Below are 26,206 nucleotides of genomic sequence, written 5' to 3'. Positions count from 1 at the left end.
CACACTATACGCAGCAGCACCTTGTATTTGTTCATCACCGCTCAATCCGTTTAAAGCTTATGAGGTGACGCACGCGAATGTTGGCTAATATACTCTTTCACATTTTTCAGGTCGTTGGGAAGTACCGTATATTGTTCTTTTCGTCCCATCAGATCGCCGAGCCACGCCGGAAGATCGGCATTTACTCCGCTGGCATCTTTTACAGCATCTGGAAATTTTGCGGGATGGGCTGTCGCAAGAACGACGCTCTGCTGATCTGCTGGAATTTTCTCACGGGAAACCTTCAATCCGATGGCAGAATGCGGATCCATGAGATAACCGGTGGACCTAAGCATTTGACCGATTGTTTCGGCTGTTTCTGCTGCCGTTGACCGGCCAGCGCCAAATTCTTCGCGTATCTTGCTCAGCGCGGGCTCCCCAATCACGAAGCTGCCGGATTGTTTCAGATTATTCATCAGGCGCAGGACAGCCTCGGCGTCCCGACCGTGTGCTTCAAATAGCAGCCGTTCGAAATTCGATGACACTTGAATGTCCATGGACGGCGATGTCGTATGAAGAACGCCGCGCGTTTCATAATTCCCCGTTTCGATCGTGCGGGTCAGAATGTCATTGTCATTCGTTGCGATGACCAGCTGATCGATTGGCAGGCCCATGCGTTTTGCCACATAACCAGCGAAAATATCACCAAAATTCCCGGTGGGGACAGTAAAGGATATTTTGCGATCAGGACTGCCGAGGGAAAGTGCCGAGGTAAAATAATAGACGATCTGGGGCATAATACGTGCCCAGTTGATCGAATTGACCCCTGATAATGACAGGGTGTCGCGAAAGTTCAAATCATTGAACATGCCTTTGACGAGCGACTGACAATCATCGAAATTTCCTTCGATTGCCAATGCATGCACGTTGGGGGCGCCGGATGTCGTCATCTGTCGCTGCTGCACCTGGGAAACCCGGTTGTGCGGAAACATGATGAAAATATCTGTCCTGTCGCGATTGGCAAAAGCCTCAATGGCTGCGCCGCCTGTATCTCCGGACGTTGCTCCTACTATGGTGGCCCGCTCATTGCGCTGTGTCAGTATGTAATCCATCAGACGGGCCAGCAACTGCATCGCCACGTCTTTGAAGGCGAGGGTGGGCCCGTGAAAGAGCTCTAGAACAAATTCATTATGCGCGGTTTGAACGATGGGACAAACCGCATCATGACGAAATGTTTCATAGGCTTCGTGTACCATACGCTCGAAATCAGACTGATCAATATCGCCGTCGATAAAGGGCGTCAGGACATGAATCGCGATCTCAGCATAGGTTTTCCCACGAAGCGAACGAAGCTCTGCAGCGGAAAACTGTGGAAAATGCTCCGGAAGATAGAGACCGCCATCGCGTGCCAGACCCGCCAGAAGCGCGTCGGAAAAGGCAAGTTTAGGGGCTTCGCCGCGGGTACTGATGTATTTCATATTTTCGCCTTGTGTACCTTGTCTAAGAGTGCCGATATCGTGCTGGTAAAAAAGCTGATGAAGCCCGTCGCATTATTTGCTTACCGTTGGTATAGAACATGTCGGTTCGTCAAGCTTCGTTCTTTGGGGAAAGTTCTGTTCATGAAGTCAAAAACACATAATTCCAAGCCTTTCTATCAACTTTACGCCCCAGTTTGTGCTTTGGTCTTTGCTGTGGGACTGAGCGCCTGTTCTACGAGTGGCTCAAAAACGGAAGATCCCAATAGTCCGAAAGCCCAGGCATTGGGCCAGGCCCAGGAGCGTATCAAAGCTTCAGAACTATTGGCTTTCTGCCCGCAAGTTACTATTCGTGAGGGCACATCCGTTTTGACGAACTACGGAAAAGCCGAAAAAACTCCAGATAATCTGATTTACCAAGCTTCAATCTCCAATGAGACACGATCCTGCAGCACCGTTGAAGGCAATATGACGATGAATGTTGCCATTGCTGGTAAAATCGTGCCCGGGCCGAAATTTTCGCCCAATACTGTGAACGTGCCGATCCGTGTCGCCGTCGTGCAGGGTACTGAAGTTCTCTATTCGAAACTGCACCATCAGGCAGTTCCAGCGAATGACGGTAGTGCCGCAACACAATTTGTTTTCAACGATGCGAACGTTTCTTTCCCAAAACCTTCGGCTCAAAATATTCAAGTCTTTATCGGTTTTGATGAATCAGGCGATGCGCCCAAAAAATCGAGAAAAAAGTAAGAAAAAGCCGGCAGTAGCCGGCTTTTTCTTCATTTAAACAGTTTCTGACCAGATTGACATGGCCTCGATGGTGGCCGGCAAATCCCTGTGACGGCTGATAACCGTTTCGGCACCGGCGTCAGTAAGCTTGTCGGCGTGGCCGGGATAGGTGTGCGAGCCACCGGTAAAGCCAATAACGCGCATGCCAGCCGTATGTGCAGCGTGCACGCCATGCGTGGAATCTTCTATCACGATGGCATTTGCCGGATTCACATTGAATTGCTTGGCGGCAAACAGATAGACATCCGGCGCTGGCTTTGGCTTTTGTGTCCCCACTTCGCGTGCGGAAAAAATGTGAGGGGAAAACAACTCGTAAAGCGTACTTTGCTCAAGCATCATTTTCAGTGAAGAACTGATCGAGTTGGAAGCAATGCACTTTGGGTATTTCAGCGAGGCTATAATCTGTTCTGCGCCCTCAATGACGTTCAACTCATTGCGCAATTTATGGTCCATCTGGCGGGCCGATTCTTCGATCAGTGATGCTGAAATCGGAATGCCGGATTCTTTCTCGACCTGTAGCAGTATATCGGTCCATGTCAGACCCGCAAAACGTTCAGCGATTGTCTCTGGGTCAATCGGATAACCCGATTGCGTCAGTAATTGAGATTCAACTTCGGCAGCGAGGAATTCTGAATCAACGAGCACGCCATCGCAGTCGAAGATTATGAGTTGGGGTTCCATTGAATAATACCTGTCCGGAATAGTGTGCGGCAAATAATGCACGCCTCGGGTCAATTGGGGGGATTACGGGCATCGACTACACCCTTATCGGCCATGCGTCAAAGAAAAGCTCTTCGGTCAACTCATGATCTACCTGCTCTTAACGCGATATTTACCCTACGCGGTAACCATAAGGATCAGTAAAGCGTCTCCAGTAATCGAGTATCCCATGTCTGTTGTCCGTCGCGTGAATGAACTTCCCCAGTCCGCACCGCAAGCGTCCTGGCTTGATACGATTCTCAAGGGGGATTGCGTTGCAGCCCTCAACCGGTTGCCCGATCATTCGATTGATGTGATCTTCGCCGATCCGCCTTACAATCTGCAGCTTGAAGGTGATCTCCATCGACCGGATCAATCCAAAGTGGATGCTGTCAACGATCATTGGGATCAATTTGAGAGTTTTCAGGCCTATGATGCGTTCACCAGAGCCTGGTTACTGGCCTGCCGCCGCGTCTTGAAGCCTAATGGCACGATTTGGGTGATCGGCTCTTACCACAATATTTTCCGCGTTGGCGCAAGCATGCAGGATCTCGGATTCTGGATGCTCAACGATATAGTCTGGCGCAAGAACAACCCGATGCCCAATTTTCGTGGACGCCGATTCCAGAACGCCCATGAAACCATGATTTGGGCATCGCGTGATCAGAAGGCGAAAGGCTACACATTCAATTATGAGGCCATGAAGGCAGCCAATGACGATCTGCAAATGCGATCGGACTGGCTTTTCCCGATTTGCACAGGGGGAGAGCGTCTTAAAGATGAGAATGGCGACAAAATTCACCCGACGCAGAAACCTGAAGCCCTCCTTGCTAGGATACTTATGGCGTCATCGAAGCCCGGTGATATCATTCTCGATCCGTTCTTCGGTTCTGGAACAACCGGCGCGGTTGCAAAACGTCTCGGACGGCACTTCGTCGGGATCGAGCGTGAGCAAAAGTATATCGACGCTGCGACAGCTCGGATCGATTCTGTGGAGCCGCTGGCAGGCGCTGAACTGACAGTGATGACAAGCAAGCGTGCCGAGCCCCGGGTCGCGTTCGGGAGCATTGTCGAGTCCGGCATGTTAAGGCCTGGCGCGATCTTGAGCGATGCACGCGGACGTCATGCTGCCATTGTTCGGGCTGACGGCACTATCACAACAGGCGGCGATGCAGGGTCTATCCACCGCATGGGTGCGAAAGTGCAGGGATTCGACGCCTGCAATGGTTGGACTTTCTGGCACTACGAGGATGAAGGCTCGCTGAAGCCTATCGATGAACTGCGCAAGCAGGTTCGTAGCGGGATGCTTTCCGCCGGAGCTTGAGGAATCTGATCGGCGGTGATCTCCAGCGCCGTTCCGATACACCAACGCCCGAGGCTTGGCCTCGGGCGTTTTGTTTTGTTCCAAGGTGAGATAAAATCAGACCTGAATGCCGAGTTTGTTAAGATCAGTTCTCAACGTATCAGGGTCGATAAACTGTATCGACTGCCAGCCCGCCGCTTGCGCGCCAACAACGTTCTTCGGGCTATCGTCAATGAATAATGTTGCAGCTGGATCGACACCAAATGTTTTGACGTGGTGATCGTAAATGGCCCTATCAGGCTTGATGAGGCCAATATCACCTGAAATCGTAACGCCGCGGCTTTCGGTGAGAAACGGAAAGCGTTCCCACGCCTCACGCAATGTGTCCGAAGCAAAATTCGTAAGCATTGTAACGTCATGGCCATCGGCAATAAGTTTGCGCATTATTTCAACGCTGCCATCAATGGAATGAGTGATCATCATGTGCCAGTTTTGCCTGAACGCTCGAATATTATGTTCATGGTCAGGATATTCTGCGATCAACAGGGCCTCGGCTTCGGGCCATTTTCTGCCGCGGTCTTGTTCAATATTCCACGCACTTGTACAGACGTTTTCGAGAAACCATTTCCGCTCAGCTGCATCCGGAATTAGCTCGCGAAATGCGACATCCGGCTCGTAGCCGATGAGAACCATACCAATGTCGAATACGATATGCTTGACGGGCGTCATTCCGGTTTCCTTCTTTTCGTAAAAGCGTCTGGGATGGCAGCAGCAATGGCCTTTTTCATGACCGTCGGCAACGCCTCTTGATGAAGATTTTCGACTTTCACCCACCAGCCGCCAACACCTGGACGGGCCGCGATACCATCAGCCTTGTAGATGCTTAAACGCAGTTCGAAATGCGTGAAAACATGCGTAATTTTACCTGTTGGTGTCCAGTCCGCGGGAAAAGGCGCTGCGTCGATTCGGGTATCTCCATCAATCCGTGCCGTCCACGCCGTTGTTGGCACTTGGGCCATGCCACCCAGCAGTCCTGTTTCCGCTCGGCTTTGAAGATAGATTTCATTGTCGGAAGAAATGGCGACGAACGCGGCTCCAAGGCGAACAGGCTTATCCTTCTTAGGAGCTTTCACCGGAAAGAACTCCGGCTCTCCTGTTTTCAGTGCCTGGCAATTATCATTGACAGGACAAATAATGCATGCCGGTCGTTTTGGTGTGCATATACCTGCTCCGAGATCCATCATGGCCTGCGCAAAATCGCCCGGTCGTTCGCTCGGGGTAAGCGCCTGCATCTTTGCTCGTATTGCTGGTTTGGCCGAAGGGAGAGGGGTGGTTATGGCGTAAAGCCGTGTGATGACACGTTCCACGTTTCCGTCGACAACGGCCACAGGCCTATCGAATGCAATGGATGCGATAGCCGCAGCAGTATAATCACCTATTCCCGGCAGAGCTTTCAGATCGGGAGTTTCACTTGGAAATCGGCCATTATAAAGATTGGAAACGATGTCGGCACATTTTTTCAGATTGCGTGCTCTGGAATAATAGCCGAGGCCAGCCCAGGCCCTTAGCACATCGTCCTGACTGGCGGCGGCGAGACGGGCAACCGTCGGCCATTTTTTTGTAAAGGCGTTGAAATATGGCTTTACCGCTTCAACAGTTGTCTGTTGCAGCATGATTTCTGACAGCCAGATGCGATAAGGATCTGCTATTTTCCCTTGTGATCGTTCACTTGGGGAAATCCGCCACGGCAAAATCCTGTGGTGGGCATCATACCATTTTACCAGTTTTGTCGTTATGGGTTGCATCAATCACAAACTGCGTTACAGGGTAGAAATACGTTATTCATAAATTGGCTGATTGTGCCAGTTTCAGTCATATTCGGAACCGTCATGTTTCCAGAGCAGTTGACCAAGGCGCTACTGATCCCTTCAAAGGGGCATTATGTGGGGATTGATCGCAACAATCGTATTTTCACTTTTATTTTTGCGCTTTTTCCAGGACTTCTCGCAAGTGGAACTTCAGTAATATTGGTTTGCGCGTTCGCTTGGGCATTAATCTCACTTGCCGTGAAGCGCTTTCCATTTGAACTCACACGCACCGACAAAATAGTCGCGTCATGCGTGACATTGTTTGTTTTGACGACCGTGTTGTCAGTCGTCATGCACCCCAATGCATCAGATGACAAGACGTTCCTGTTGAAGATGATACCTTTCCTGGCAATCTGGTTCGTCATTCCGAGGCTTCGCGTTAGCATCTCGGGGCGCTTGATCCCGTTTTTGATCACCGGTGCCGGGCTCGGAATGATCGGGTCTTTGGTTTTCAGCATCATACAGGCCGTTTTTCTCGACATTCGAGCGGAAGGTGGTGCAGGTAATGCCGCTGTCTTCGGACTGTTTACCGTATTGTTTGGCAGTATTTCGCTTTTAAACGCGCATTCAGAGAGCAAAACGGAGCGTATAATAGCGGTTGCGGGGTTTGCATGTGGACTTCTGTGCGCATTCCTTTCGGGTACCCGATCCGCGTGGCTCGTCATGCCGTTCAATTTTGTGATCCTGTTCTGGTATTTGCGTGGTCAGGAACTCCCAGTAGTCAGTAGATCGATCAAGGTGGTCTTGGCCATTCTTATTGTCGCTGTGCTTGCCATTGCCGGACTGAAGGTAAAAGAGCGTTATCACGCGCTGGAATCGGATATTTCCTTGCTCGATGAAAAGCCAAACGAGATAAGCTCTTTAAAGGCCCGTATGCTTTTATGGGAAGGGGGAATGAAAGCCTTTCTCCAAGCGCCCTTGATGGGTTATGGCCCCCAAAATCGCATGGAGAAGGTGAATAGCGCTCTGGATGTGCCCGGAGGGAAAAAACTGTTGTTTACGCATGTTCACAATGGCTTTTTAAACGCTGCTGTCGATGGAGGAATTGTCGGCCTGTTAGGGGTATTGGCGCTGTTAGCTGCGCCACTTATCGCCGCTTTTCGAAAAAAACGTGGACCTGGTCGTGATATTGCAATTGCCATTTCACTTCTGCTTGTAACCAGTTATGTGGTTACCGGTACATTCGGGATCATGTTTGGTCATGATGCAACTGATGCGGTGTTCGTTTATCTCACGATAGTGCTTTGCTGGATCGCGGGAGAAGCGGTCTATCTCTCGGTTTCGCAAACAGCTGAACTGGCGGAAACCGATAAAATTGCCCTGGGCGAACGAACAAGTTGAGTGAGAAAATCTATTAAATGAAGGCAATTGTAACGGGTGCGGCGGGGTTTATCGGATTTCACGTGGCGAGCCGTCTCGTAAGTGAGGGATTTGACGTTCTCGCGATCGACAATCTCAATGATTATTACCCTGTTGCGCTCAAAGAGACCCGTCTTTCTGTTCTACAGGGCAAGCGGGGTAATCGGTTTGTACAAGCTAATATTGCCAACCCGCAAGAGCTGGCTTCAGCGATAGTCCATGATCTTGACGCGGATATCATAGTACATCTGGCTGCACAGGCCGGGGTGCGCTATTCGGTTGAAAATCCGGCAGTTTACGTCGATGCGAATGTTCAGGGCCAGGTGACTATCTTTGAACAAGCCCGCAAAATGACCAAATGCCCCCCCATTGTCTATGCCAGTTCGTCGTCGGTGTACGGCGCGAACAAAAAGGTACCGTTTGCTGAAAATGATCCCGTTGACCAACCGGTTTCGGTCTACGCGGCCACCAAGCGCTCGGCGGAACTACTCGCTCACTCCTACAAACGTGTCCACAATGTAAATTCGACCGGACTGCGCTTCTTTACGGTCTATGGGCCCTATGGCCGACCTGACATGGCTCCATGGCTCTTTACCGACGCAATTTTGCGGGGAGAGCCGATCAAAGTTTATAATCACGGCAATATGGAGCGCGACTTCACGTTCATTGATGATATCGTCAATGGTGTATATGGCGCTGTCCGCCGCATATTATCTCACCCGAATGAAACCGCGCCCATCTATAATTTGGGTAATAACAAGCCTGTTGCGCTTATGCGCTTCATAGAAATCATCGAGCAGGCTTGTGGCCGGGAAGCTATCAAGAAATTCGAATCAATGCCGGCTGCCGACGTGGTCCGCACCTATGCCGACATTGAATTGGCCTCGCGTGATCTTGGATTTACGCCCACCATGGCGCTTGAGGATGGCCTTCCATTGTTCGTTGAGTGGTTTCGCGGCTATAATGGCCGATGAATTATTCGTATATGACTTGTTTTCATGACTAATGATCGCAGCAAAAAGGGTTTTCGGCCCCTTGCCGATCCTGCAGCGGGCATTCTTGATCCTGTCCTTCGCAAGCGCGCCGGGATCACCATAGAACTCGTGCAGTCATGGGAAGAAGTCGTTGGACCAGATCTCGGCCAACAATCACGCCCGCTAAAGCTGCTCTGGCCCCGTAGGGCGCATGAGGATGATCCGTTCCAGCCTGCAACGTTGATTATTGCTTGCCAGGGTTTTACGGCGATGCGGATCAGCCATGAAACCGGTGAGATTATCAGCCGCGTCAACGCCTTTCTCGGCTTTGCAGCAGTCGGACGTATCAAAATTGAGCAAAAGCCTGTGGCACTGCCTATTGTAAAGCGCCGTGAGCTTCCTCCTGTTGATGCTACTACGCGCGCCAAGATCAGTCATTCGGTGGAGAATATTGAGGATGAAAATCTCCGCGAAGCGCTGCAAAAACTTGGTCAAAGCATTCATGCTGAAAAGAACAGACGTTGAGACGGGATTGCATTCTCATCACGAAAAATTCAAAGACAGAATGGTAAAGCTGCCTTAAAGAGACTGCCATCGAGCTTTAACGCTGCAATACTTTGTAATTGCATGATCAACGCCGGAGACTGGTGACCCTGATGACTGAATTGTTGAATCGCAGAAAAATCCTGGGCCTTGCGGCTATTTCTACAGCAGCCATTGCTTTAACGGCGGGTACGGGCGCATGGGCGCAGGAAGCTGCGGCACCCAAGGACGTAAAAGTACCAGCCTCGACAGGTAAGGTAGACGAGGCCAAGCTTGTTGCAGCAAGCGGTTTGAAGGACATGGTTCTCGGCAAGGCCGATGCGCCCGTAACAATCATCGAATATGCTTCGATGACTTGCCCGCATTGCGCGCATTTCTCCACCACCACTCTGCCGACTATCAAGGAAAAGTACATTGATACCGGCAAGGCCAAGTTGATTCTGCGCGAATTTCCGTTTGATCCGCGCGCTGCTGCAGCCTTTATGCTGGCACGTTGCGCACCGGAAGATCGCTACTATCCAATGGTAGAAGTGTTGTTCAAACAGCAGGAACAGTGGGCTGCGGCAGCAAATGCCGAGGAACCACTGCTTCAAATCTCCAAATTGGCCGGTTTTACACAGGAGTCATTCAAAGCTTGCTTGACGAACCAAAAGCTTCTGGATGATGTGAATGCTGTGCGTGAGCGCGGTGCCAAAGAATTCGGTGTGGATTCAACTCCAACCTTTTTTATCAATGGTGCCAAGTATTCGGGAGCCCTATCGGTTGACGAAATGTCAGCGATCATTGACGGCCTGCTCTAATACCCGCGATCAAATTTCCGGCGGGCGCGAAATTGCGTCCGCCGTTTCGATTCTGGGCATCGTTTTTGGAAAGGGCCTCTGATGCGCTTTACCAAACTCCGCCTCTTGGGTTTCAAGTCTTTCGTTGAGCCTGCCGAATTCGTCATTGAAAGCGGGCTGACCGGTGTTGTCGGCCCCAATGGCTGCGGCAAATCCAATCTCGTCGAGGCGCTGCGCTGGGTTATGGGCGAAAGCTCATATAAGAATATGCGCGCCTCCGGCATGGATGATGTCATTTTTTCGGGATCGGGGACGAGGCCTTCGCGCAATACAGCTGAAGTAACGCTTTTCCTCGATAATCAAGACCGTACTGCACCCTCGGCTTTCAATAATGCAGACGAACTACAGGTTTCACGCCGTATCGAGCGCGAGGCCGGATCTGTCTATCGCATTAACGGCAAGGATGCCCGTGCCAAGGATGTGCAACTGCTGTTCGCAGATCAGTCGACTGGTGCGCGTTCGCCCTCCATGGTGGGGCAGGGTCGTATCGGTGAACTGATCCAAGCCAAGCCTCAGGCGCGGCGCGCGCTATTGGAAGAAGCCGCAGGCATTTCCGGCCTGCATACGCGTCGTCACGAAGCAGAATTGCGCTTGCGGGCTGCGGAGCAGAACCTTGAGCGTCTGGAAGATGTTGTTGGCGAGCTTGAGACGCAGATTGAAAGCTTGAGGCGGCAATCGCGCCAAGCAAACCGCTTCAAGAGCCTTTCAGCCGATATAAGACGTTCTGAAGCAATTTTGCTGCACCTGAAATGGTCTGTCGCTAAAACTCAGGAAGGCGAAGCGCAATCAGCTTTGGCCGTCGCAACATCCGGCGTTGGTGAACAGGCGCAGCGCCAGATGAATGCTGCCAAAGAGCAGGCTATCGGCGCTCATCATCTCCCTGATCTGCGTGAAGCAGAGGCAAAGGCGGCCGCTATACTGCAGCGCCTGACAATCGCCAGATCACAATTGCAAGAGGAAGGTGAGCGCATTCGTGCCCGCCAGACAGAAATTGAGAAGCGACTACAGCAATTCACTGCTGACATTGCTCGTGAAGAGCAGATGATAAGCGACAATGATGACGTGCTGGAGCGCCTCATCACGGAAGAGCAGTCGCTCACCGACGAAAATGCCAATGCTGGAACGCGTGAACTGCAAACGCGGGCCGATTTTGAACGTGCTGAAGCAAAGCTTAAGGAAAGTGAAGCAGCGCTCGCAAAAATTACTGCCGAGCGCGCTGAGGCTGCAGCGGAGAGGGCGCAGATTGAACGCAACCTGCGCGAAATAACCGAGCGCCGTGACCGTCTTTTGCGGCAAATAGGTGATGTCGAGCAGGAGCTAAATTCTGTTGCGACGCAAATTTCAACCTTGGCTGACCCGGTTGAAAAGCAAAGACTTGTCGAAGAAGCGGAAGCGATTTTTGCTCAGGCTGAGGAGGCGACATTTGCTTCAGAAGCAGCGGTAGAGACAGCGCGCCAAAAGGAAGCGACGTTGCGGCAACCTTTGCAAGAAGCACGCAGCAATCTAGGACGCGCCGAAACTGAAGCCAATACCTTGGCCAAGATGATCAATGCAGCGGCTTCCGACCTGTTTCCAGCGATTGTGGAGGCCATCAAAGTCGAAAAGGGCTACGAAACAGCACTTGGGGCAGCGCTTGGTGAAGATCTGGACGCCCCGATTGATATTTCCGCACCTGTTTTCTGGGGCGAAATTGCAACAACAGTAGACGATCCAGCGCTACCGGCAGGGGTCAGGTCGTTGGCTGAAGTTGTTCGTGCACCAAGGCAATTGGCCCGTAGACTTGCCCAGATCGGGCTTGTCGATGAAACAGGCGGGGGGCGGCTGCAGGCGCAATTAAAACCGGGACAGCGGCTTGTAAGCACTTCCGGCGATCTATGGCGCTGGGACGGATATACGGCAAGCGCCGACGCTCCTACACCGGCAGCTCAACGACTGGCGCAGAAAAATCGGCTGGCAGAGCTTGATCTTGAGGTTGTTGAATCGACAAAGCAGTTGCGCGTTGCTGAATCGGCTATCGCCGAAGCGGAAAAAGCTGTCCGTGATGCCGTTGAGAATGAACGCACTACCCGCGACCACTGGCGTTCCACGCAACGGTCTTTGAATGATGCGCGTGAGGCCTTGGCGGCGGCAGAGCGAGCTTCGGGCCAGCTGTTCAGCCGGCGTGCCGCACTTGATGAAGGGAAGTCCCGCCTGAGCGAAACGCTTGAAGAGACACAGGAACAGTTGGTCGAAACGCAGATGCGTCTTGAGAATGCCGCTGATGTCGAAGAGTTGAATCGCCGTCTTGCTGCGTTAACCGCCGAGGTTACGCTGGACCGTGCAACTCTTGCGGAAACCCGCGCCATTTATGATGGGCTAAGACGTGAAGCGGAAGCCCGGATACGCCGCCTCGAGTCGATCGGGCTTGAGCGTAAAAGCTGGATTACCCGCGCGGAGAATGCAGATCGTCAGATAAAGTCGCTTGGGGAGCGGCGTCTAGAAGCGGAGCGGGAAGCCGCCAATCTTGCCGATGCACCCGAAGAAATCGCCGAGCGTAACCGCGCTCTGCTTACGCAACTCTCCGAAGCCGAAGAGCTGCGTAAAAGCGCTGGCGATAAACTGGCCGTAGCGGAGGCCAGGCAGCAGGAACTTGACCGGGCCGCAACAGAAGCCATCCAGTCGCTCGCCACTGCTCGGGAAGGCAGGGCGCGGGCTGAGGAGCGTCTGTCAGCGGCACAGGAGCGCCGTAAGGACACGGAGGCGCGCATTTTCGAAGCGCTCAATTGCGCACCGCACGAGACGATGAAATTGACTGGGCTTGGTCCAGACGATCCGCTGCCCGACGTCGACGTGACCGAACGCAATCTTGAGCGGTTGAAAATCGAACGCGAACGATTGGGCGCCGTGAACTTGCGAGCCGAAGAAGAACAGGAAGAACTGTCTGTTCGGCTTGAAGCAATCATCAATGAGCGCGAAGATATTATCGAGGCCGTAAAGAAGCTGCGCCAGGCCATCCAGAGCCTAAATCGCGAAGGACGGGAGCGTCTTTTGGCAGCATTTGAAGTAGTCAATGTGCAGTTCAAGCGGCTTTTCACCCATCTTTTCGGTGGTGGAACAGCGGAATTGCAACTCATCGAGTCTGATGATCCGCTGGAAGCTGGGCTCGAAATTCTTGCTCGGCCCCCAGGAAAGAAGCCGCAAACGATGACGCTTCTATCTGGTGGCGAACAGGCGCTGACAGCTATGGCTTTGATCTTCGCGGTATTTTTGACGAACCCAGCTCCAATCTGTGTGCTGGATGAGGTTGATGCACCGCTCGACGACCATAATGTCGAGCGTTTCTGTAATCTGATGGATGAAATGGCGGCGTCGACCGATACTCGTTTTGTGGTCATCACCCACAATCCGATCACCATGGCCCGCATGAACCGGCTGTTCGGGGTGACGATGGCAGAGCAAGGCGTTAGCCAACTGGTTTCAGTCGATCTTCAGACTGCAGAGCAGTTGCGGGAAGCAAGCTAAGCTGCGTAAATGACCAAACATTTCAAGACTTAACGCGGATTTACCCTGCTAATCGATTTGAATGCTGCAATGCAGCATTTGGCGCTGGCGATTTCCGCATTCATCGCGTAGACCTCAATGAAGCGTTAGCGGCATGGGAGGCTGCAATGGTAAAATGGGTTTATACTTTTGGGGATGGCAAGGCAGAAGGTTCGGCGGGAGATCGCAATCTTCTCGGAGGAAAAGGCGCAAACCTTGCCGAAATGTGTTCGCTAGGCTTGCCGGTTCCTCCCGGATTTACAATCACTTCGGAAGTTTGCAGCTGGTTCTATGAGCATGAGCGCAGCTATCCGGACACGCTTGCCAAGGAAGTCGGACAGGCGCTGGAGCATATTGCCAGTGTAACCGGTCGTACCATTGGGGACAGCAAGAAGCCGCTTCTGGTTTCAGTGCGTTCCGGCTCACGCGCCTCCATGCCTGGAATGATGGATACGGTCCTTAATCTCGGGCTCAATGACGAAACCGTGGAAGCAATTGCCCAGGAAACAGGCGACCCAAGGTTTGCCTATGACAGCTATCGCCGCTTTATTCAGATGTATTCTGATGTTGTCATGGGGCTGGATCATTCAATTTTTGAAGAGATACTCGAGGATGCCAAGGCCAATTTGGGCCACGATGTCGACACTGCGCTGACTGCCGACGATTGGAAAAATGTCGTTGCGCAGTACAAGGCCAAGATCGAGGAAGAGCTGGAAGAGCCTTTTCCTCAAGACCCTGAACAGCAGCTTTGGGGCGCTATAGGCGCGGTCTTTTCAAGCTGGATGAATGCGCGGGCCGTCACCTACCGACGTTTGCATAACATACCTGAAAGCTGGGGTACGGCTGTCAGCGTCCAGGCCATGGTATTTGGCAATATGGGCGATAAATCCGCTACTGGCGTAGCCTTCACGCGCAATCCGTCTACGGGCGAAAAGAAGCTCTACGGCGAATTCCTGGTTAATGCACAGGGCGAAGATGTCGTGGCAGGTATCCGCACCCCGCAAAATATTACCGAGGAAGCACGCATCGCTGCGGGTTCTGACAAACCTTCGCTGGAAAAGATCATGCCGGCAGCATTTGCCGAATTCTGCGCTGTTTCGGACAAGCTTGAGAAACACTACACGGACATGCAAGACCTTGAATTTACTATTGAAAATGGTAAATTGTGGATGTTGCAGACCCGATCCGGCAAGCGCACCGCCAAGGCTGCGCTGAAGATTGCAGTTGAGATGGCGGATGAGGGTTTGATATCCCGCGACGAGGCTGTGTTGCGCATTGAGCCTGCATCTCTTGATCAATTACTGCACCCGACAATCGACCCGAAGGCTAAGCGCGAAGTTATCGGAACGGGTCTTCCCGCATCGCCTGGCGCGGCTACTGGTGAGATTGTCTTCTCATCGGAAGATGCGGAACAATTGAAGTCAGAGGGCCGCAAGGCCATTCTGGTCCGTATTGAAACCAGCCCTGAAGACATTCACGGCATGCATGCTGCAGAAGCAATTCTGACCACACGCGGCGGCATGACAAGTCATGCTGCCGTGGTGGCGCGCGGCATGGGGAAACCCTGCGTTTCAGGCGCTGGGGCGCTTCGTGTTGACTATCGAAACGAGACACTGCTCGCTATGGGCGTTACCCTCAAAAAAGGCGATATCATTACGATTGACGGGGGAATCGGTCAGGTTTTGAAGGGCGCTGTGCCAATGCTTCAACCTGAATTGTCGGGCGATTTTGGCAAGATCATGGAATGGGCAGATGGTGCCCGCCGCATGAAAGTGCGCGCCAATGCCGAAACTCCCAATGATGCCCGTACGGCGCGTTCCTTTGGCGCCGAGGGGATCGGCCTATGCCGAACGGAGCATATGTTCTTTGAAGGCGAGCGCATTATTGCCATGCGCGAAATGATTTTGGCAGAAAGCGAGAAAGGCCGACGCGCTGCTCTGGATAAGCTGCTGCCAATGCAACGCGCTGATTTCATTGAGTTATTTGAAATTATGCACGGCCTGCCCGTAACGATTCGCCTGCTTGATCCACCACTTCACGAGTTCCTGCCGAAGACAGACGAGGAAATCGCCGAAGTCGCGGCAGCCATGAAGATCAGCTCCGACAAATTACGGGAGCGAACAGAATCCTTACATGAATTCAATCCCATGCTGGGACATCGCGGTTGCCGTTTGGCAATTTCCTACCCGGAAATTGCCGAGATGCAATCCCGCGCCATATTCGAAGCGGCGGTGGAAGCTGCCAAATTGACTGGCGCACCGGTCGAGCTGGAAATCATGGTGCCGCTCGTCGGTCTTCGAGCTGAATTGGATTTTGTGAAAGCGCGGATCGATGCGGTTGCGGCGGATGTGATGAAGGAGACTGAAATCAAGATCAGTTACCTTGTGGGTACGATGATCGAACTGCCACGAGCCGCGATCCGTGCCAATTCAATTGCGGAGGCTGCCGAGTTTTTCTCGTTTGGAACCAATGATTTGACCCAGACGACGTTCGGAATATCCCGCGATGATGCATCTTCGTTCCTGATGACCTACCAGCTCAAGGGTATCATTGAGCAGGACCCATTTGTGTCGATTGACGTGGATGGCGTAGGCGAACTGGTGAAGCTGGCCGCGGAAAAAGGCAGGGCAACCCGGCCAAACATAAAACTTGGAATTTGCGGGGAGCACGGCGGCGATCCGGCATCGATCCATTTTTGCGATCAGGTAGGACTGGACTATGTTTCCTGTTCACCGTTCCGGGTGCCGATTGCCCGGCTTGCCGCGGCGCAGGCATCAGCAAAAACCAAAGGAAAATAAAGGCTTATTGCCATAATTCCGCTTAGTTCCAAGTGCTGTTCGCCGCAGGTTCTCTTGTCTTGCGGCAATATATCATGCGTTTTATCACCACAATTCTAGTCACATGTTCCATCGCGCTCGCAGCAACTGCTGCCAATGCGGGCAACCATCCGCATTTTGTCGAGCCACAACTTTACATTGCAAAGGGCGGAGCTGCGGCGCCGCAGGTCGCGCTCACTCTTGACGCCTGTTCAGGCCAGACTGATCAGAGAATTCTCAGCTTTTTGGTGGAGAACAAGATCGCTGCAACGATTTTCGTTACTGGCCGATGGTTGAAGCGCAATGCTGCTTCGGTGGCAATCATGAAGGCGCACCCAGAACTTTTTGAATTGGAAAATCATGGGCTTAACCATGTTCCGGCCATCGATAACCAGCCTTTGATGTTTGGATTGAAGACCGCCGGATCATTGCCCGCGATACGATCTGAGATTGAAGGTGGTGTAAATGCGATGCAGATCGCCACTGTCGGAAAACCTGTCTGGTACCGCGACGCGACTGCTCGCTATAGCGAAGATGCAGTGAAACTCATTCATGAAATGGGGTACCGGGTTGCAGGATATTCGCTCAATGCCGACATGGGGGCATCCTTGCTTGCGGGCCAAGTGGAGCAGCGGATTTCCGCCGCAAAAGACGGCGATGTCATCATCGCCCATATCAATCAGCCGAGTCGGGCGGCAGGGGCCGGGGTGGTAAAAGGTATATTGGCACTGAAGCAAAAAGGCTTCCGTTTCGTTCGGCTGAACGATGTGATTGAAAGTGAGAAGCCAGGCACTCCAAATGCTTGATTGCAACTTAACGCAATCAAATTGCAATTCGAAGTAGAGAATTTTGGGGAAGAATCGGCGATTCTTCGGCAAGTTTCATCAATTTTGCGGTGATCCGGTTCCTGAATCCGTTCTCCATCAGAATTTTTGCCCGTTTCATCACAATATCGGGGTTACTCCTCCAAACTTCACAAACGATGCGTGCTCTCCTTCATCAGGATGTCATGAAACCATAAAATCACGGACACAAAGAGCACCTAAGCGTTGCTGGACACTTTTACTTCAAACTTGATGGTGATGCTCCATGCGCTCAATTTCCGCTGCTCTGTTTCTTACCACCGCCATGATGGCATTGCCGGCCTTGGCGGCTGAACAGGAGTTTCCCGCCAAACTCGTTTCCCATGCGATCCTTCCTGCCAACACAATGGTGAAGGCACCGGAAAACGCGCCGGAACATCTGACTCATGCAGGCAAGTTTACAACCGCTGATCGCAAGCGCGCTGTGGAACTCGGAACAGTGCCGGGCAAGGATGGGGTAAGGCTGACCGGCTTGTCATTACCCTTTGATGGGCAACCTTTGCAGGGCTTCTCCGGCATCAAGGCGATTGGCGATGGAACATATTGGTCATTGTCGGATAATGGCTTTGGAACGAAGCTGAATTCGGTCGATGCAATGTTGATGCTGCACCATCTGGCGTTTGATTGGGACAAGGGAACAGTCGAGCGCAAGCAGACGATTTTCCTGACTGACCCAGACAAGAAAGTGCCTTTCCCCATTGTCATGGAGGCCAGCGACACACGCTACCTGACGGGCAGCGATCTCGATATTGAATCCATCCAGCCGGTTGCCGATGGTTTCTGGCTGGGCGAAGAGTTCGGCCCATATTTGATCAAGGTAACAATGGATGGCAAGGTTACGGATGTCGTCGCGACCAAGGTTGGCGACAAGGATGTTCGCTCGCCGGATAATCCTGCAATCACGTTACCAGCCAATCCGACGCTCAAAAATCCGGCCTTTAATCTGAAACGTTCCGGCGGTTATGAAGGCTTGGCGCAATCAAAAGACGGCACCAAATTATATGCACTGCTTGAAGGTCCGCTTTTCGGGGACGACGGCGCTGTTGAGAAGGTTGATGACCAGCCCGCATTACGGGTAATTGAATTCGATATTGCGTCCAAAAACTGGACGGGTCGCAGCTGGCTTTATCCCCTTTCCGCAGGTGGCGAGGCCATTGGCGATTTCAACATGATCGATGCGACAACGGCGCTGGTAATCGAGCGTGACAATGGCGCGGGAACTGCTGCGAAGGCTTGCGCTGACCCGAAGGCGCCAACGCCCGATTGCTTTGACAAGCCATCCAAGCACAAGCGCATCTACAAGATCGAAATGAGCGACGCGAATGTGGATAAGGCGGTGCGCAAGATCGGATATATCGATTTGCTAAAAATCGCTGATCCCGACAACAAGAAACGTCAAGGCGGCGGCGAAGGCTTCTACGATATGCCTTTTGTCACCATTGAAAATGTCGATATTGTAGACGATAGCCACATCATCGTCGGCAATGACAATAATCTGCCATTCTCCGCAGGCCGCGCGGTCGACAAGGCGGATGACAATGAATTCGTCATTCTGGAAGTCGGCGACCTGCTGAAAGCGAAGTAATAGATATTGCTGCTGGGGATTGGTCGCGAGATTTAAGCGATCAATCCTCCAGCGCAACGCTTTGCAAAGTCTACTCCGCTTTTCTGCTGATCAAAGCGCCCGCAGGCAAGATTTCCAGACTGCGCCGGTCCATTTGTGCCAGCACTTCGCCAAAACCAAAGCGCGCTTGCCATCCAAGAGCGCGTTCAGCCTGGCTGGAATCATATATGCGATCAATGGAGTTCGGAAGGCTCCAACCTCGCTGCTCGAATGCGTCGGCAAGATCGGGCGCGCGCAATCTGATCTGGGAAGCTGCGTCAATCGCCAGTGCTTGACAGTCCTGCTTTGTAAAAGGCGTTGCCGCCGAGATAATGTAGCGTTGAAAGTTTGCTCCGCCATTTGTCAGCGCGGCCAAATGGGCATCAGCCACGTCGCGAATATCAATGCCGCGATGCAGCCTGTATGTAGCCATTACATCGCCCGGTTCCGGAAAGGAGCGGGACATGCGCAGAACCCTCACGGCCAATTCGCTAGAGGTCATGTTTTCCAGAAGGCACTCGGCCTCAAGTTTTGTTCGGTGATAAATGCTTTTCGGCACTGGCGGCGTATTTTCGTCGATCCATATGCAGGAGCCGGGAAAAACGGCATATCCATACAAAGCTGTCGTGCTGGTGAAGATCAGGCGTTTGACATCAGCAGCAATCGCTGCTTTTGCGACAAGACGGGTTCCTTCAACATTGATACGCTGAAATTCCTCGTCCGGTGTCGTTCCGACATGGGGCGCATGCAAAGCTGCTGTATGAATAACGGCATCGGCGCCTTTGAAGGCTGAGCGAAGCAGCGCTTCATCGACGAAATCCCCGATAATATGCGTTGTGGAAAAGGCCGATCGATCTATTCCAACGACCTCATGTTTTTCAGACAAGGCGCCAAAAATAGCGCGGCCTACACGCCCGGAACTCCCTGTAAGCACTATGCGCATGCACAACCTTTGACAAAGCCTGTTATAGCCTATTGAATTGCAGACTTTTACGCCGTTTGAAAGCCACGAATTTAGCTTGGTTCGCTCTGCTCTCACATGGGCAAAGCGGTGGTGCGTGGTTCGCCCTTCGGCAAGCTCAAGATAGCTCACCATGAGGAATGGAGTTAATTGCAGGGAGCGCGAAGTCTGCGAAGGCAAACCATCGTGCAGCCTACCGTTCTTCCTCATGGTGAGCTTGTCGAACCACGCATTAAAACCGCTGCAAACCGCTATGCATCAAGCGGCGCGCAAACTGCCCGTTGAAACATAGGCTTCCGTGTCTGCCAAGGCGAGTTCGAAGCGGTTGAACAGCTCGTTCAGCTCGTCCTCCGTGATGATCATTGGCGGGCAGAATGCGATACTGTCGCCGACGGCGCGAAGCACTGCACCATGACCTTCCAGGAAGCGCGCCAGAGCGGGGCCGACCGCATGGGCGGGATTGAACGGGCGCTTTGTTGCTTTATCGGCCACAAGTTCTACCGCACCCATCAGGCCGCAATTACGCACTTCCCCAACCAAGGGGTGATCTTTCACCTTGGCAAGGCGTGCTTCAAAAAGCGGGGTGAGGCCGCGCACATAATCCACAATATTGCGGCGCTGATAAATCTCGATTGCCTTGACGCCAAGGGCGCAGCCAACCGGATGCCCGCCATAGGTGAAGCCATGGCCAAATGTACCGATTTGAGCGCTATGATCCACATAGGCCTGATAGATGTCTTCGGGCACCAGCACTGCACCAAGCGGTGAATAGGCAGCGGTCAACTGCTTGGCTGCTGAAATGGTTGTCGGCGTCATGCCAACGCTCTGGCTGCCCCACCAGTTTCCGGTGCGGCCGAAGCCGTTTATAACCTCATCTGCGATGATCATGATATCGTGTTCGCGCAGAATCGGCTCAATGGCGCTGAAATAGCTGGCAGGCGGCACGAGCACCCCGCCAGCGCCCATGACAGGCTCGGCGATGAAAGCAGCGATGGTTTCCGGACCTTCACGCTCGATCATATCGCGCAGCGATGTGGCCAGACGCGCAACGAACTCCGCCTCGCTTTCGCCTTCCTGGCCAAAGCGATAATAATGCGGGCAATCCGTATGCAAAATGCCTTCGACCGGCAAATCCCAACCCATGTGATTATAAGGCAGGCCGGTCAGCGATGCAGCCATGATGGTCACGCCATGATAGGCTTTGACGCGGGAAATGATCTTCTTCTTTTTCGGGCGGCCAAGGGCATTGTTGTAATACCAGGCAAGCTTGACCTGCGTGTCATTCGCTTCTGAACCCGACGAGGTATAAAAAACCTTTGAAATCGGTACAGGCGCTATTTCCTTGAGCTTTTCAGCAAGCTCGATCGCCGGTTCCATGCCCTTGCCGCCAAAGAGGTGGTAATAGGGCAGGGTGCGCATCTGTTCCGTCGCAGCCTCGATCATCTCTTCGTCGCCAAAGCCCAGCCCCGCACACCACAGGCCGGACATGCCCTCAATATATTCCTTGCCTTGCGTGTCGTAGAGATAAACGCCCTTGCCATGCCCCATCACCAAGGGGCCGTTTTCCTGCAATTTGTGCAAGGGGGTATAGGGATGGAGGATCGCATTGACATCGCGCTGCTGAACATTGGTAAGGGGGCGGCTGTTCGCCATTTTGTTACTCCGGTTATTGCAAGTTTTTCCCAACACTAACCAGACTGGCTGGAAAGGCAAAGGGTCGCTCCGGAAGATTCAGAAATGAAAGAGATTATAACAGCGGCAAATCACCACCGACATTTATATCGGATTTGTCCGCTGTAACGGCGAAAGTGGTGCCATCATTGCCAAGCGTGACAAAGACAGTCTGCTCAGCTGATCCATCTGAAACGGAGATTGCCGCCACGCGCTGATAATCGCTGTTTTCGGGCGCCCTGATATTGAAGATCAGCTTTCCATCAACCAAATCCACGGCCTTTTGCAAGGCGCCTTCAAAACCATCGGCAACGATATCCTGCGCGCCAAGCGCCAATTCAACTTCTACAACTTCAAGCGAAACCGCTTTGCCAGCTTCAGGCATCATATCCGGCCTCGTCATGTTATCTTCTGTCAGCGGTGTGTCTCCGCGCTCTGTTTCTGCCAAATCACTTGATTCGATGATGGCAGGAGTGTGCCATCTGATACACTCATAAAATGTAAACGGCTTAAATCAGTCGAGTTTCTTGCCCCTAAATCTGTAGCGGAACTGTCATCAGAATTTTATACAGGCCGTTTAGACGACGATTCATATTACGACGCATAATTTGATTTATTTGTTTCAGGAGTGAGCTTTGAAATATCGTTTTTGTCTATTATTGCTTCTCGTGCTGGTTGCAGCGTGCAACGACTCCGGGTCAAAGTCCGACACATCGGCATCAACTTTCAGTAGAGAAATCAATGAGCTGAAAGCAAAGAACGAAAATCTCGAGAATGATAAAGCTGTATTGGCAAAGCAAGCTGACGACCTTGAACAAGCGCGTGCGAGCACCGCAGTCGAGATAAATGCGCTCAAGAGCAAGCTGAAAAAGCTGACAGATGAGTTGGCGAACTATGGAAATCTTGAGAGTGACAAGGCTGCCTTGGCCAAGCAAGTCAGCGATCTTGAAAAAACGCGTGCTGATCTTGAAAAGGCGCGTGACGGCAATGCCACCGACATGAGGGCTCTCAAGAGCAAGCTGAAAGAGCTATCGGACGAGCTGGCGAAGCCGGGTGAAGACAGCCCGGACCTTCTAAAGCAGGTGAAAGAGATCAAAGCATCGCTGGTTAGTCTGGAAAGCAAGAAAACAGAACTTGATGGCTTGTTGGGTGAGGTAGCGTTGGAGCTTGCAAAGGTCAAGGACACGGCTGAAGCGGATAAGGCTGCCTTGGCGAAACAAGTCAGCGATCTTGAAAAAGCGCGTGCTGATCTTGAAAAGGCGCATGACGGCAATGTTACCGAGATGAAGGCTCACAAGAGCAAGCTGAAAGAGCTGTCGGACGAGCTGGCGAAGCCCGGTGAAGACAGTCCGGACCTTCTAAAGCAGGTGAAAGAGATCAAAGCATCGCTGGTTAGTCTGGAAAGCAAAAGAGCAGAACTTGATGGTTTATTGGGTGAAACAGCATTGGAGCTTGCAAAGGTCAAGGACAAGGCTGCTGCAGACAAAGCTGCGCTTTTAACGGCAGTGTCAGTGCTTAAACTTGAAAACGACTACATGAGAGAAGACCTTTGCGAATAATCCACGAGGTGGGACTGCTTTGCGCGATGATTTGAAGGCGCAACGGGTAGAATTTTATTTTTGATTTCAGGATAGAATAATGGATAGACGCGATTTTATTAAAATGCTTGGTTTGGCTGGTTCAAGTGCAGCAGCCTATTCGGCATGCTCGGCCTATATGAGCGAGGCCTTGGCCGGTTCGACCGTGGTCGCAGATTTGCTTAATGCAGCTCCGGACTGTGCAAAGGGCTCGCTGGCCGATATTGAGCATGTGGTTATCCTGATGCAGGAAAACCGCTCTTTTGATCATTATTTCGGGACATTGCGCGGAGTTCGCGGGTTTGGCGATCCGCGGCCAATGAAACAAAAAAATGGTGAGCCAATCTGGCATCAATCTCAAAAAACCGAGTCTGCGCCCAAGGTGAAGCCCTATCGCTTGCCACAAGGCACAAGTGCTGACACAGACGCGGGAGACGTTTTCTTGCAGGATCCACCGCATGGTTTCAATGATGGTATTGCTGCCTGGAACTTTGGCCTTAGCGATAAATGGATTCCCAATAAAAGAATCGTCAGCATGGCGCATTATGTCGAGCCGGATATTCCACTTTATTTCCGGCTCGCAAAAGCATTCACAGTTTGCGATGCCTATTTTTGCTCCGTTAACAGCTCAACGGATCCCAACCGCTCATATTTCTGGACAGGAACAAGTCATAGCAAAGCCACTAATAGTTCTTTCAGCGGGCTTAGAGTTTCCGATGATTCTTCCCTGCGACCAAGTTGGAAAACCTATCCCGAGCGGCTTGAAGAGCTTCAGGTAGATTGGAAATTCTATCAGGACGGGCTGACCTGGACCCGTGATCCGTTTGCAGGCAATTATGGTGACAACACGCTTGAATACTTCAGGCAGTACCGGGGCACAAACAAGTCGTTGGAAGAGCGGTCTGTCATCAACATCAAGAGTCAAACAGTCAATTCAGTGCTGCGGAGCGAGGCGGATAAGCCATCCCGTTTCGAGCAGGACGTCATCGATGACAAGCTGCCTGCAATTTCGTGGATCGTGCCGCCGGAAGCCTTCAGTGAACATCCAAAATACCCGCCGCACTTTGGTGAATACTATTTGAGTGAAGTTTTGCGCGCGCTGCTGGCGAATAAGGCAGTCTGGCACAAGACAGCGCTGATTATAAATTACGATGAAAATGGCGGGTTTTTTGACCATGTACTGCCTCCAGCGCCACCGATGAATAGTAGTGCCGGTGTGGTTTCTCCCGGTATAAAATTAACCACTACCGGCGAGCAGGGCGATCTGAATTCGGAAGGCTCCAATGGCAAGCCTATGGGCCTGGGACCACGCGTTCCAATGATTATCGTATCGCCATGGACTTCGGGTGGCCGCGTCTGTTCCGAGACGTTTGATCACACATCGGTCCTTCAGTTTTTGGAAGCATGGCTTAAGGCGAAAGGTGTCCAGGCTCCGACAGACTTCGATATGATCTCTTCGTGGCGAAAGGCCATTACCGGCGATCTGACCAGCGTGTTTGATTTTGATCGCACCAAAGTCAAGCCCATGGAAAAACTGATAAATGCGATTCAGCCGACCAAAATCTATACGAAAGAGGAACGAGAAATCGCACAAGGCACAAGTGCATACATACCATCCATAAAGGACGTGCTGGCTGATCCCGATGCAACCAGACCCGTTTCGGTAAAGCAGGATAAGACACAATGTGATCTCTTGCCTGTCGGCTACGATTTTCAGACTTTATGCAGCTTTACCAACAACTCGCCGCCGAAACTGAAAATCACATTCAGGAACCGTGGCCGGCTGGGCGCATCATTCACCATTCTTTCCTATGACCGGAGTGATGGCGGCTGGTTTGACACTATCGAAGGAATCAAACTTGGCGGTGCACCGATCGATATTTCCGACGTCTGGAATATGAATATTAGTAAAGAAAGTGGGTGGTCGAACAACCAGTATTCCTATGCAGTCCATGGTCCTAACGGCTATCTGGCCGAGTTCCGTGGTGAATTGGGCAGTGTCAGCGACAATCAGATTGCTCACCTTGTCGATGTCAAAACTTCTTTGGACGGCCGGACAATCGAGTTTATTTTCGGCGAATGGCCAACGGCAAGCGGAAAGCTGAAAGTGGTCAACGCCTATACCGGCGAAGAAAAAACAGTCGAAACTGGTACGAAAACTGTTTCATTCTCCACCAAGGATGGTTGGTATGACATATCCTTTGTCGATGCCTTGAGTTCCTCAATCTATCTGCGGCGCTATGCGGGTCATGCTGAGAACGGCAAGATCAGCAAGACCGATCCCGCAATCGGCTTAGCATATGATGAGACGAAGCGAATTTATGTTCCCGTAATCGCTTGATTTGATTATGGTCGGACTTTCACCACCAAAGGAGGTGGAAGTCCGGCTTCATATGCTTGTGTCCATACACAAATGCGATTAGCTGTTTTCCTGTCATTGATGGAATTTCAGGGAATCATGCGACCGCAACACTCAAGCCAATGGCGTCGCCGCCATTCGATTTCAGCAAAATGGTCCGTTCGCATTGCGTTTTTGAGCCTCATACTTTTTGTCGTTTCGGGCCTCGGCCACCGCTTTGAGCAAATCGAGACACCCGAATTTCTCTGGCTTCTAGCTATTGTAGCAGGGCTGGCATGCCTGGCATTGCTGCTGGCACTCAAGGGTTTCACCAGCCTGTGGCGGCGCGGCGATATTGGCTTCACCCGGTCATTCTGGGGCACATTGATCGCGCTGCTGGTGCTGATACCCTTCATGACAACGATTTATCAAGTCATGGTTCTACCGGCAATTTATGATGTTTCGACCGATTTAACCGATCCACCCGCTTTGTTGGAAACGGGCCGCCGTTCAGTCAATATGAATCCCGTCATCAATGATCCGGATAGTCGCGGGCTGCAGGCGAAGGCCTATCCTGAAGTCACTGGACGCCGCTATGAGGGTTCGCCCGACAGGATTCTCACGGCGGTCAAAACGGTTATCGCCAACAATGGCTGGGTAATTATCAGCCAAAAAGGCGAGCCCGGTGAGACAGAGGAGATTCTGGTTGATGTCGTGGCACGGACCTGGCTTTTGGGCTTTACCAGCGATGTAGTGATCCGCCTTAGCGATGAAGGTGAAACGACCTATGTCGATATGCGCTCCGTTTCGCGTTATGGAACCCATGATCTTGGTGAAAATGCTGACCGGATTGCGGCTTTCATGACGGCTCTCGATATGGAAGTGCAGGGTGTGCAGCCCGAGGAAGAAACGACAGAAGTCCCGCCCGCAGACGCTTCCTAAAAGCAATTCCAGCAAAAGTGTGCAGCGGTTTTGCGTCCGGAATTGCGTAAAAGCAAAGGCTTGGTGCGCCGTTTTGATTCGACCAAAA

At 52.1% G+C, this 26,206-nt stretch carries 20 protein-coding genes; 13 read left to right on the top strand and 7 right to left on the bottom strand.

All coding sequences use genetic code 11. The features are described 5' to 3' along the window. Nucleotides 1–50: 50 nt before the first annotated feature. Entirely contained in the window at nucleotides 51–1,457 is a 1,407-nt protein-coding gene (thrC, locus tag ACTJI9_RS06870; RefSeq protein WP_307283364.1) for a threonine synthase, read from the bottom strand. Nucleotides 1,458–1,598: 141 nt separating this feature from the next. Between thrC and ACTJI9_RS06865 the strand changes: the two genes are divergently transcribed. After that, the gene (locus ACTJI9_RS06865; RefSeq protein WP_307283367.1) at nucleotides 1,599–2,204 is read left to right on the top strand and encodes a hypothetical protein; all 606 of its coding nucleotides are present in this window, start codon (nucleotides 1,599–1,601) and stop codon (nucleotides 2,202–2,204) included. A gap of 33 nt (nucleotides 2,205–2,237) precedes the next feature. Here the strand turns inward: ACTJI9_RS06865 and ACTJI9_RS06860 are convergent, their stop codons facing one another. Next, nucleotides 2,238–2,924: an HAD family hydrolase gene (locus ACTJI9_RS06860; protein ID WP_115052083.1), complete on the bottom strand. Its 687-nt coding sequence runs from the start codon at nucleotides 2,922–2,924 to the stop codon at nucleotides 2,238–2,240. Between the two features lie 208 nt (nucleotides 2,925–3,132). Here ACTJI9_RS06860 and ACTJI9_RS06855 point away from each other — a divergent pair, with 208 nt between their 5' ends. Further along, nucleotides 3,133–4,266, top strand: coding sequence for a site-specific DNA-methyltransferase (locus ACTJI9_RS06855; protein ID WP_115052081.1), 1,134 nt, complete (start codon nucleotides 3,133–3,135; stop codon nucleotides 4,264–4,266). A gap of 96 nt (nucleotides 4,267–4,362) precedes the next feature. On the opposite strand, the gene ACTJI9_RS06850 is transcribed toward ACTJI9_RS06855, so the two are convergent. Continuing rightward, a complete protein-coding gene (locus ACTJI9_RS06850) occupies nucleotides 4,363–4,974 on the bottom strand; it encodes an HAD family hydrolase (RefSeq protein WP_115052079.1) in 612 nt (203 codons plus the stop codon). After that, entirely contained in the window at nucleotides 4,971–6,050 is a 1,080-nt protein-coding gene (mutY, locus tag ACTJI9_RS06845; RefSeq protein ID WP_440806951.1) for an A/G-specific adenine glycosylase, read from the bottom strand. Before mutY ends, ACTJI9_RS06850 begins: the two co-directional genes overlap by 4 nt. A gap of 84 nt (nucleotides 6,051–6,134) precedes the next feature. On the opposite strand from mutY, the gene ACTJI9_RS06840 reads away from it, so the two are divergent. The 8 genes from ACTJI9_RS06840 to ACTJI9_RS06805 all read left to right on the top strand — a co-directional run bounded on the left by ACTJI9_RS06840 (nucleotide 6,135) and on the right by ACTJI9_RS06805 (nucleotide 18,611). After that, nucleotides 6,135–7,454, top strand: coding sequence for an O-antigen ligase family protein (locus ACTJI9_RS06840; RefSeq protein WP_115052076.1), 1,320 nt, complete (start codon nucleotides 6,135–6,137; stop codon nucleotides 7,452–7,454). A gap of 17 nt (nucleotides 7,455–7,471) precedes the next feature. Then, entirely contained in the window at nucleotides 7,472–8,446 is a 975-nt protein-coding gene (locus tag ACTJI9_RS06835; RefSeq protein WP_440806820.1) for an NAD-dependent epimerase/dehydratase family protein, read from the top strand. A gap of 24 nt (nucleotides 8,447–8,470) precedes the next feature. Next, a complete protein-coding gene (locus ACTJI9_RS06830; RefSeq protein ID WP_440806817.1) occupies nucleotides 8,471–8,971 on the top strand; it encodes a DUF721 domain-containing protein in 501 nt (166 codons plus the stop codon). Nucleotides 8,972–9,102: 131 nt separating this feature from the next. Then, the gene (locus ACTJI9_RS06825) at nucleotides 9,103–9,789 is read left to right on the top strand and encodes a DsbA family protein (protein ID WP_115052070.1); all 687 of its coding nucleotides are present in this window, start codon (nucleotides 9,103–9,105) and stop codon (nucleotides 9,787–9,789) included. An 81-nt stretch (nucleotides 9,790–9,870) separates the two neighbouring features. Further along, entirely contained in the window at nucleotides 9,871–13,329 is a 3,459-nt protein-coding gene (smc, locus tag ACTJI9_RS06820) for a chromosome segregation protein SMC (RefSeq protein ID WP_440806815.1), read from the top strand. A gap of 146 nt (nucleotides 13,330–13,475) precedes the next feature. Continuing rightward, nucleotides 13,476–16,145: a pyruvate, phosphate dikinase gene (gene ppdK, locus ACTJI9_RS06815; protein WP_440806813.1), complete on the top strand. Its 2,670-nt coding sequence runs from the start codon at nucleotides 13,476–13,478 to the stop codon at nucleotides 16,143–16,145. 74 nt (nucleotides 16,146–16,219) lie between these two features. Continuing rightward, on the top strand, nucleotides 16,220–16,969 hold the full coding sequence (locus ACTJI9_RS06810; protein WP_440806811.1) for a polysaccharide deacetylase family protein: 750 nt from the start codon (nucleotides 16,220–16,222) through the stop codon (nucleotides 16,967–16,969). A 283-nt stretch (nucleotides 16,970–17,252) separates the two neighbouring features. After that, a complete protein-coding gene (locus ACTJI9_RS06805) occupies nucleotides 17,253–18,611 on the top strand; it encodes an esterase-like activity of phytase family protein (protein ID WP_440806808.1) in 1,359 nt (452 codons plus the stop codon). 70 nt (nucleotides 18,612–18,681) lie between these two features. Here ACTJI9_RS06805 and ACTJI9_RS06800 read toward each other — a convergent pair whose 3' ends face one another. From ACTJI9_RS06800 to ACTJI9_RS06790, 3 genes are all read right to left on the bottom strand, one after another. Then, nucleotides 18,682–19,800, bottom strand: a complete 1,119-nt coding sequence (locus tag ACTJI9_RS06800; RefSeq protein ID WP_440806806.1) for an NAD-dependent epimerase/dehydratase family protein — start codon at nucleotides 19,798–19,800, stop codon at nucleotides 18,682–18,684. A gap of 48 nt (nucleotides 19,801–19,848) precedes the next feature. Continuing rightward, nucleotides 19,849–21,243 (bottom strand): aminotransferase, encoded by a 1,395-nt coding sequence (locus tag ACTJI9_RS06795; RefSeq protein WP_307283397.1) that lies wholly within the window; start codon nucleotides 21,241–21,243, stop codon nucleotides 19,849–19,851. A gap of 94 nt (nucleotides 21,244–21,337) precedes the next feature. Next, entirely contained in the window at nucleotides 21,338–21,649 is a 312-nt protein-coding gene (locus tag ACTJI9_RS06790) for a hypothetical protein (protein ID WP_162802433.1), read from the bottom strand. 247 nt (nucleotides 21,650–21,896) lie between these two features. Between ACTJI9_RS06790 and ACTJI9_RS06785 the strand changes: the two genes are divergently transcribed. From ACTJI9_RS06785 to ACTJI9_RS06775, 3 genes are all read left to right on the top strand, one after another. After that, the gene (locus ACTJI9_RS06785) at nucleotides 21,897–22,820 is read left to right on the top strand and encodes a hypothetical protein (RefSeq protein ID WP_440806803.1); all 924 of its coding nucleotides are present in this window, start codon (nucleotides 21,897–21,899) and stop codon (nucleotides 22,818–22,820) included. Between the two features lie 79 nt (nucleotides 22,821–22,899). Continuing rightward, the gene (locus ACTJI9_RS06780) at nucleotides 22,900–25,179 is read left to right on the top strand and encodes a phosphocholine-specific phospholipase C (RefSeq protein WP_440806800.1); all 2,280 of its coding nucleotides are present in this window, start codon (nucleotides 22,900–22,902) and stop codon (nucleotides 25,177–25,179) included. A 72-nt stretch (nucleotides 25,180–25,251) separates the two neighbouring features. Continuing rightward, the gene (locus ACTJI9_RS06775; protein ID WP_307283412.1) at nucleotides 25,252–26,118 is read left to right on the top strand and encodes a DUF1499 domain-containing protein; all 867 of its coding nucleotides are present in this window, start codon (nucleotides 25,252–25,254) and stop codon (nucleotides 26,116–26,118) included. Nucleotides 26,119–26,206 lie beyond the last annotated feature (88 nt).

The sequence above is a fragment of the Phyllobacterium sp. 22552 genome, from assembly GCF_052044585.1.
GTDB classification, from domain to species: Bacteria; Pseudomonadota; Alphaproteobacteria; order Rhizobiales; family Rhizobiaceae; genus Phyllobacterium; species Phyllobacterium ifriqiyense.
Note: the sequence above shows the minus strand (reverse complement) of the source record. Positions and strands in the feature narration are given on the sequence as shown.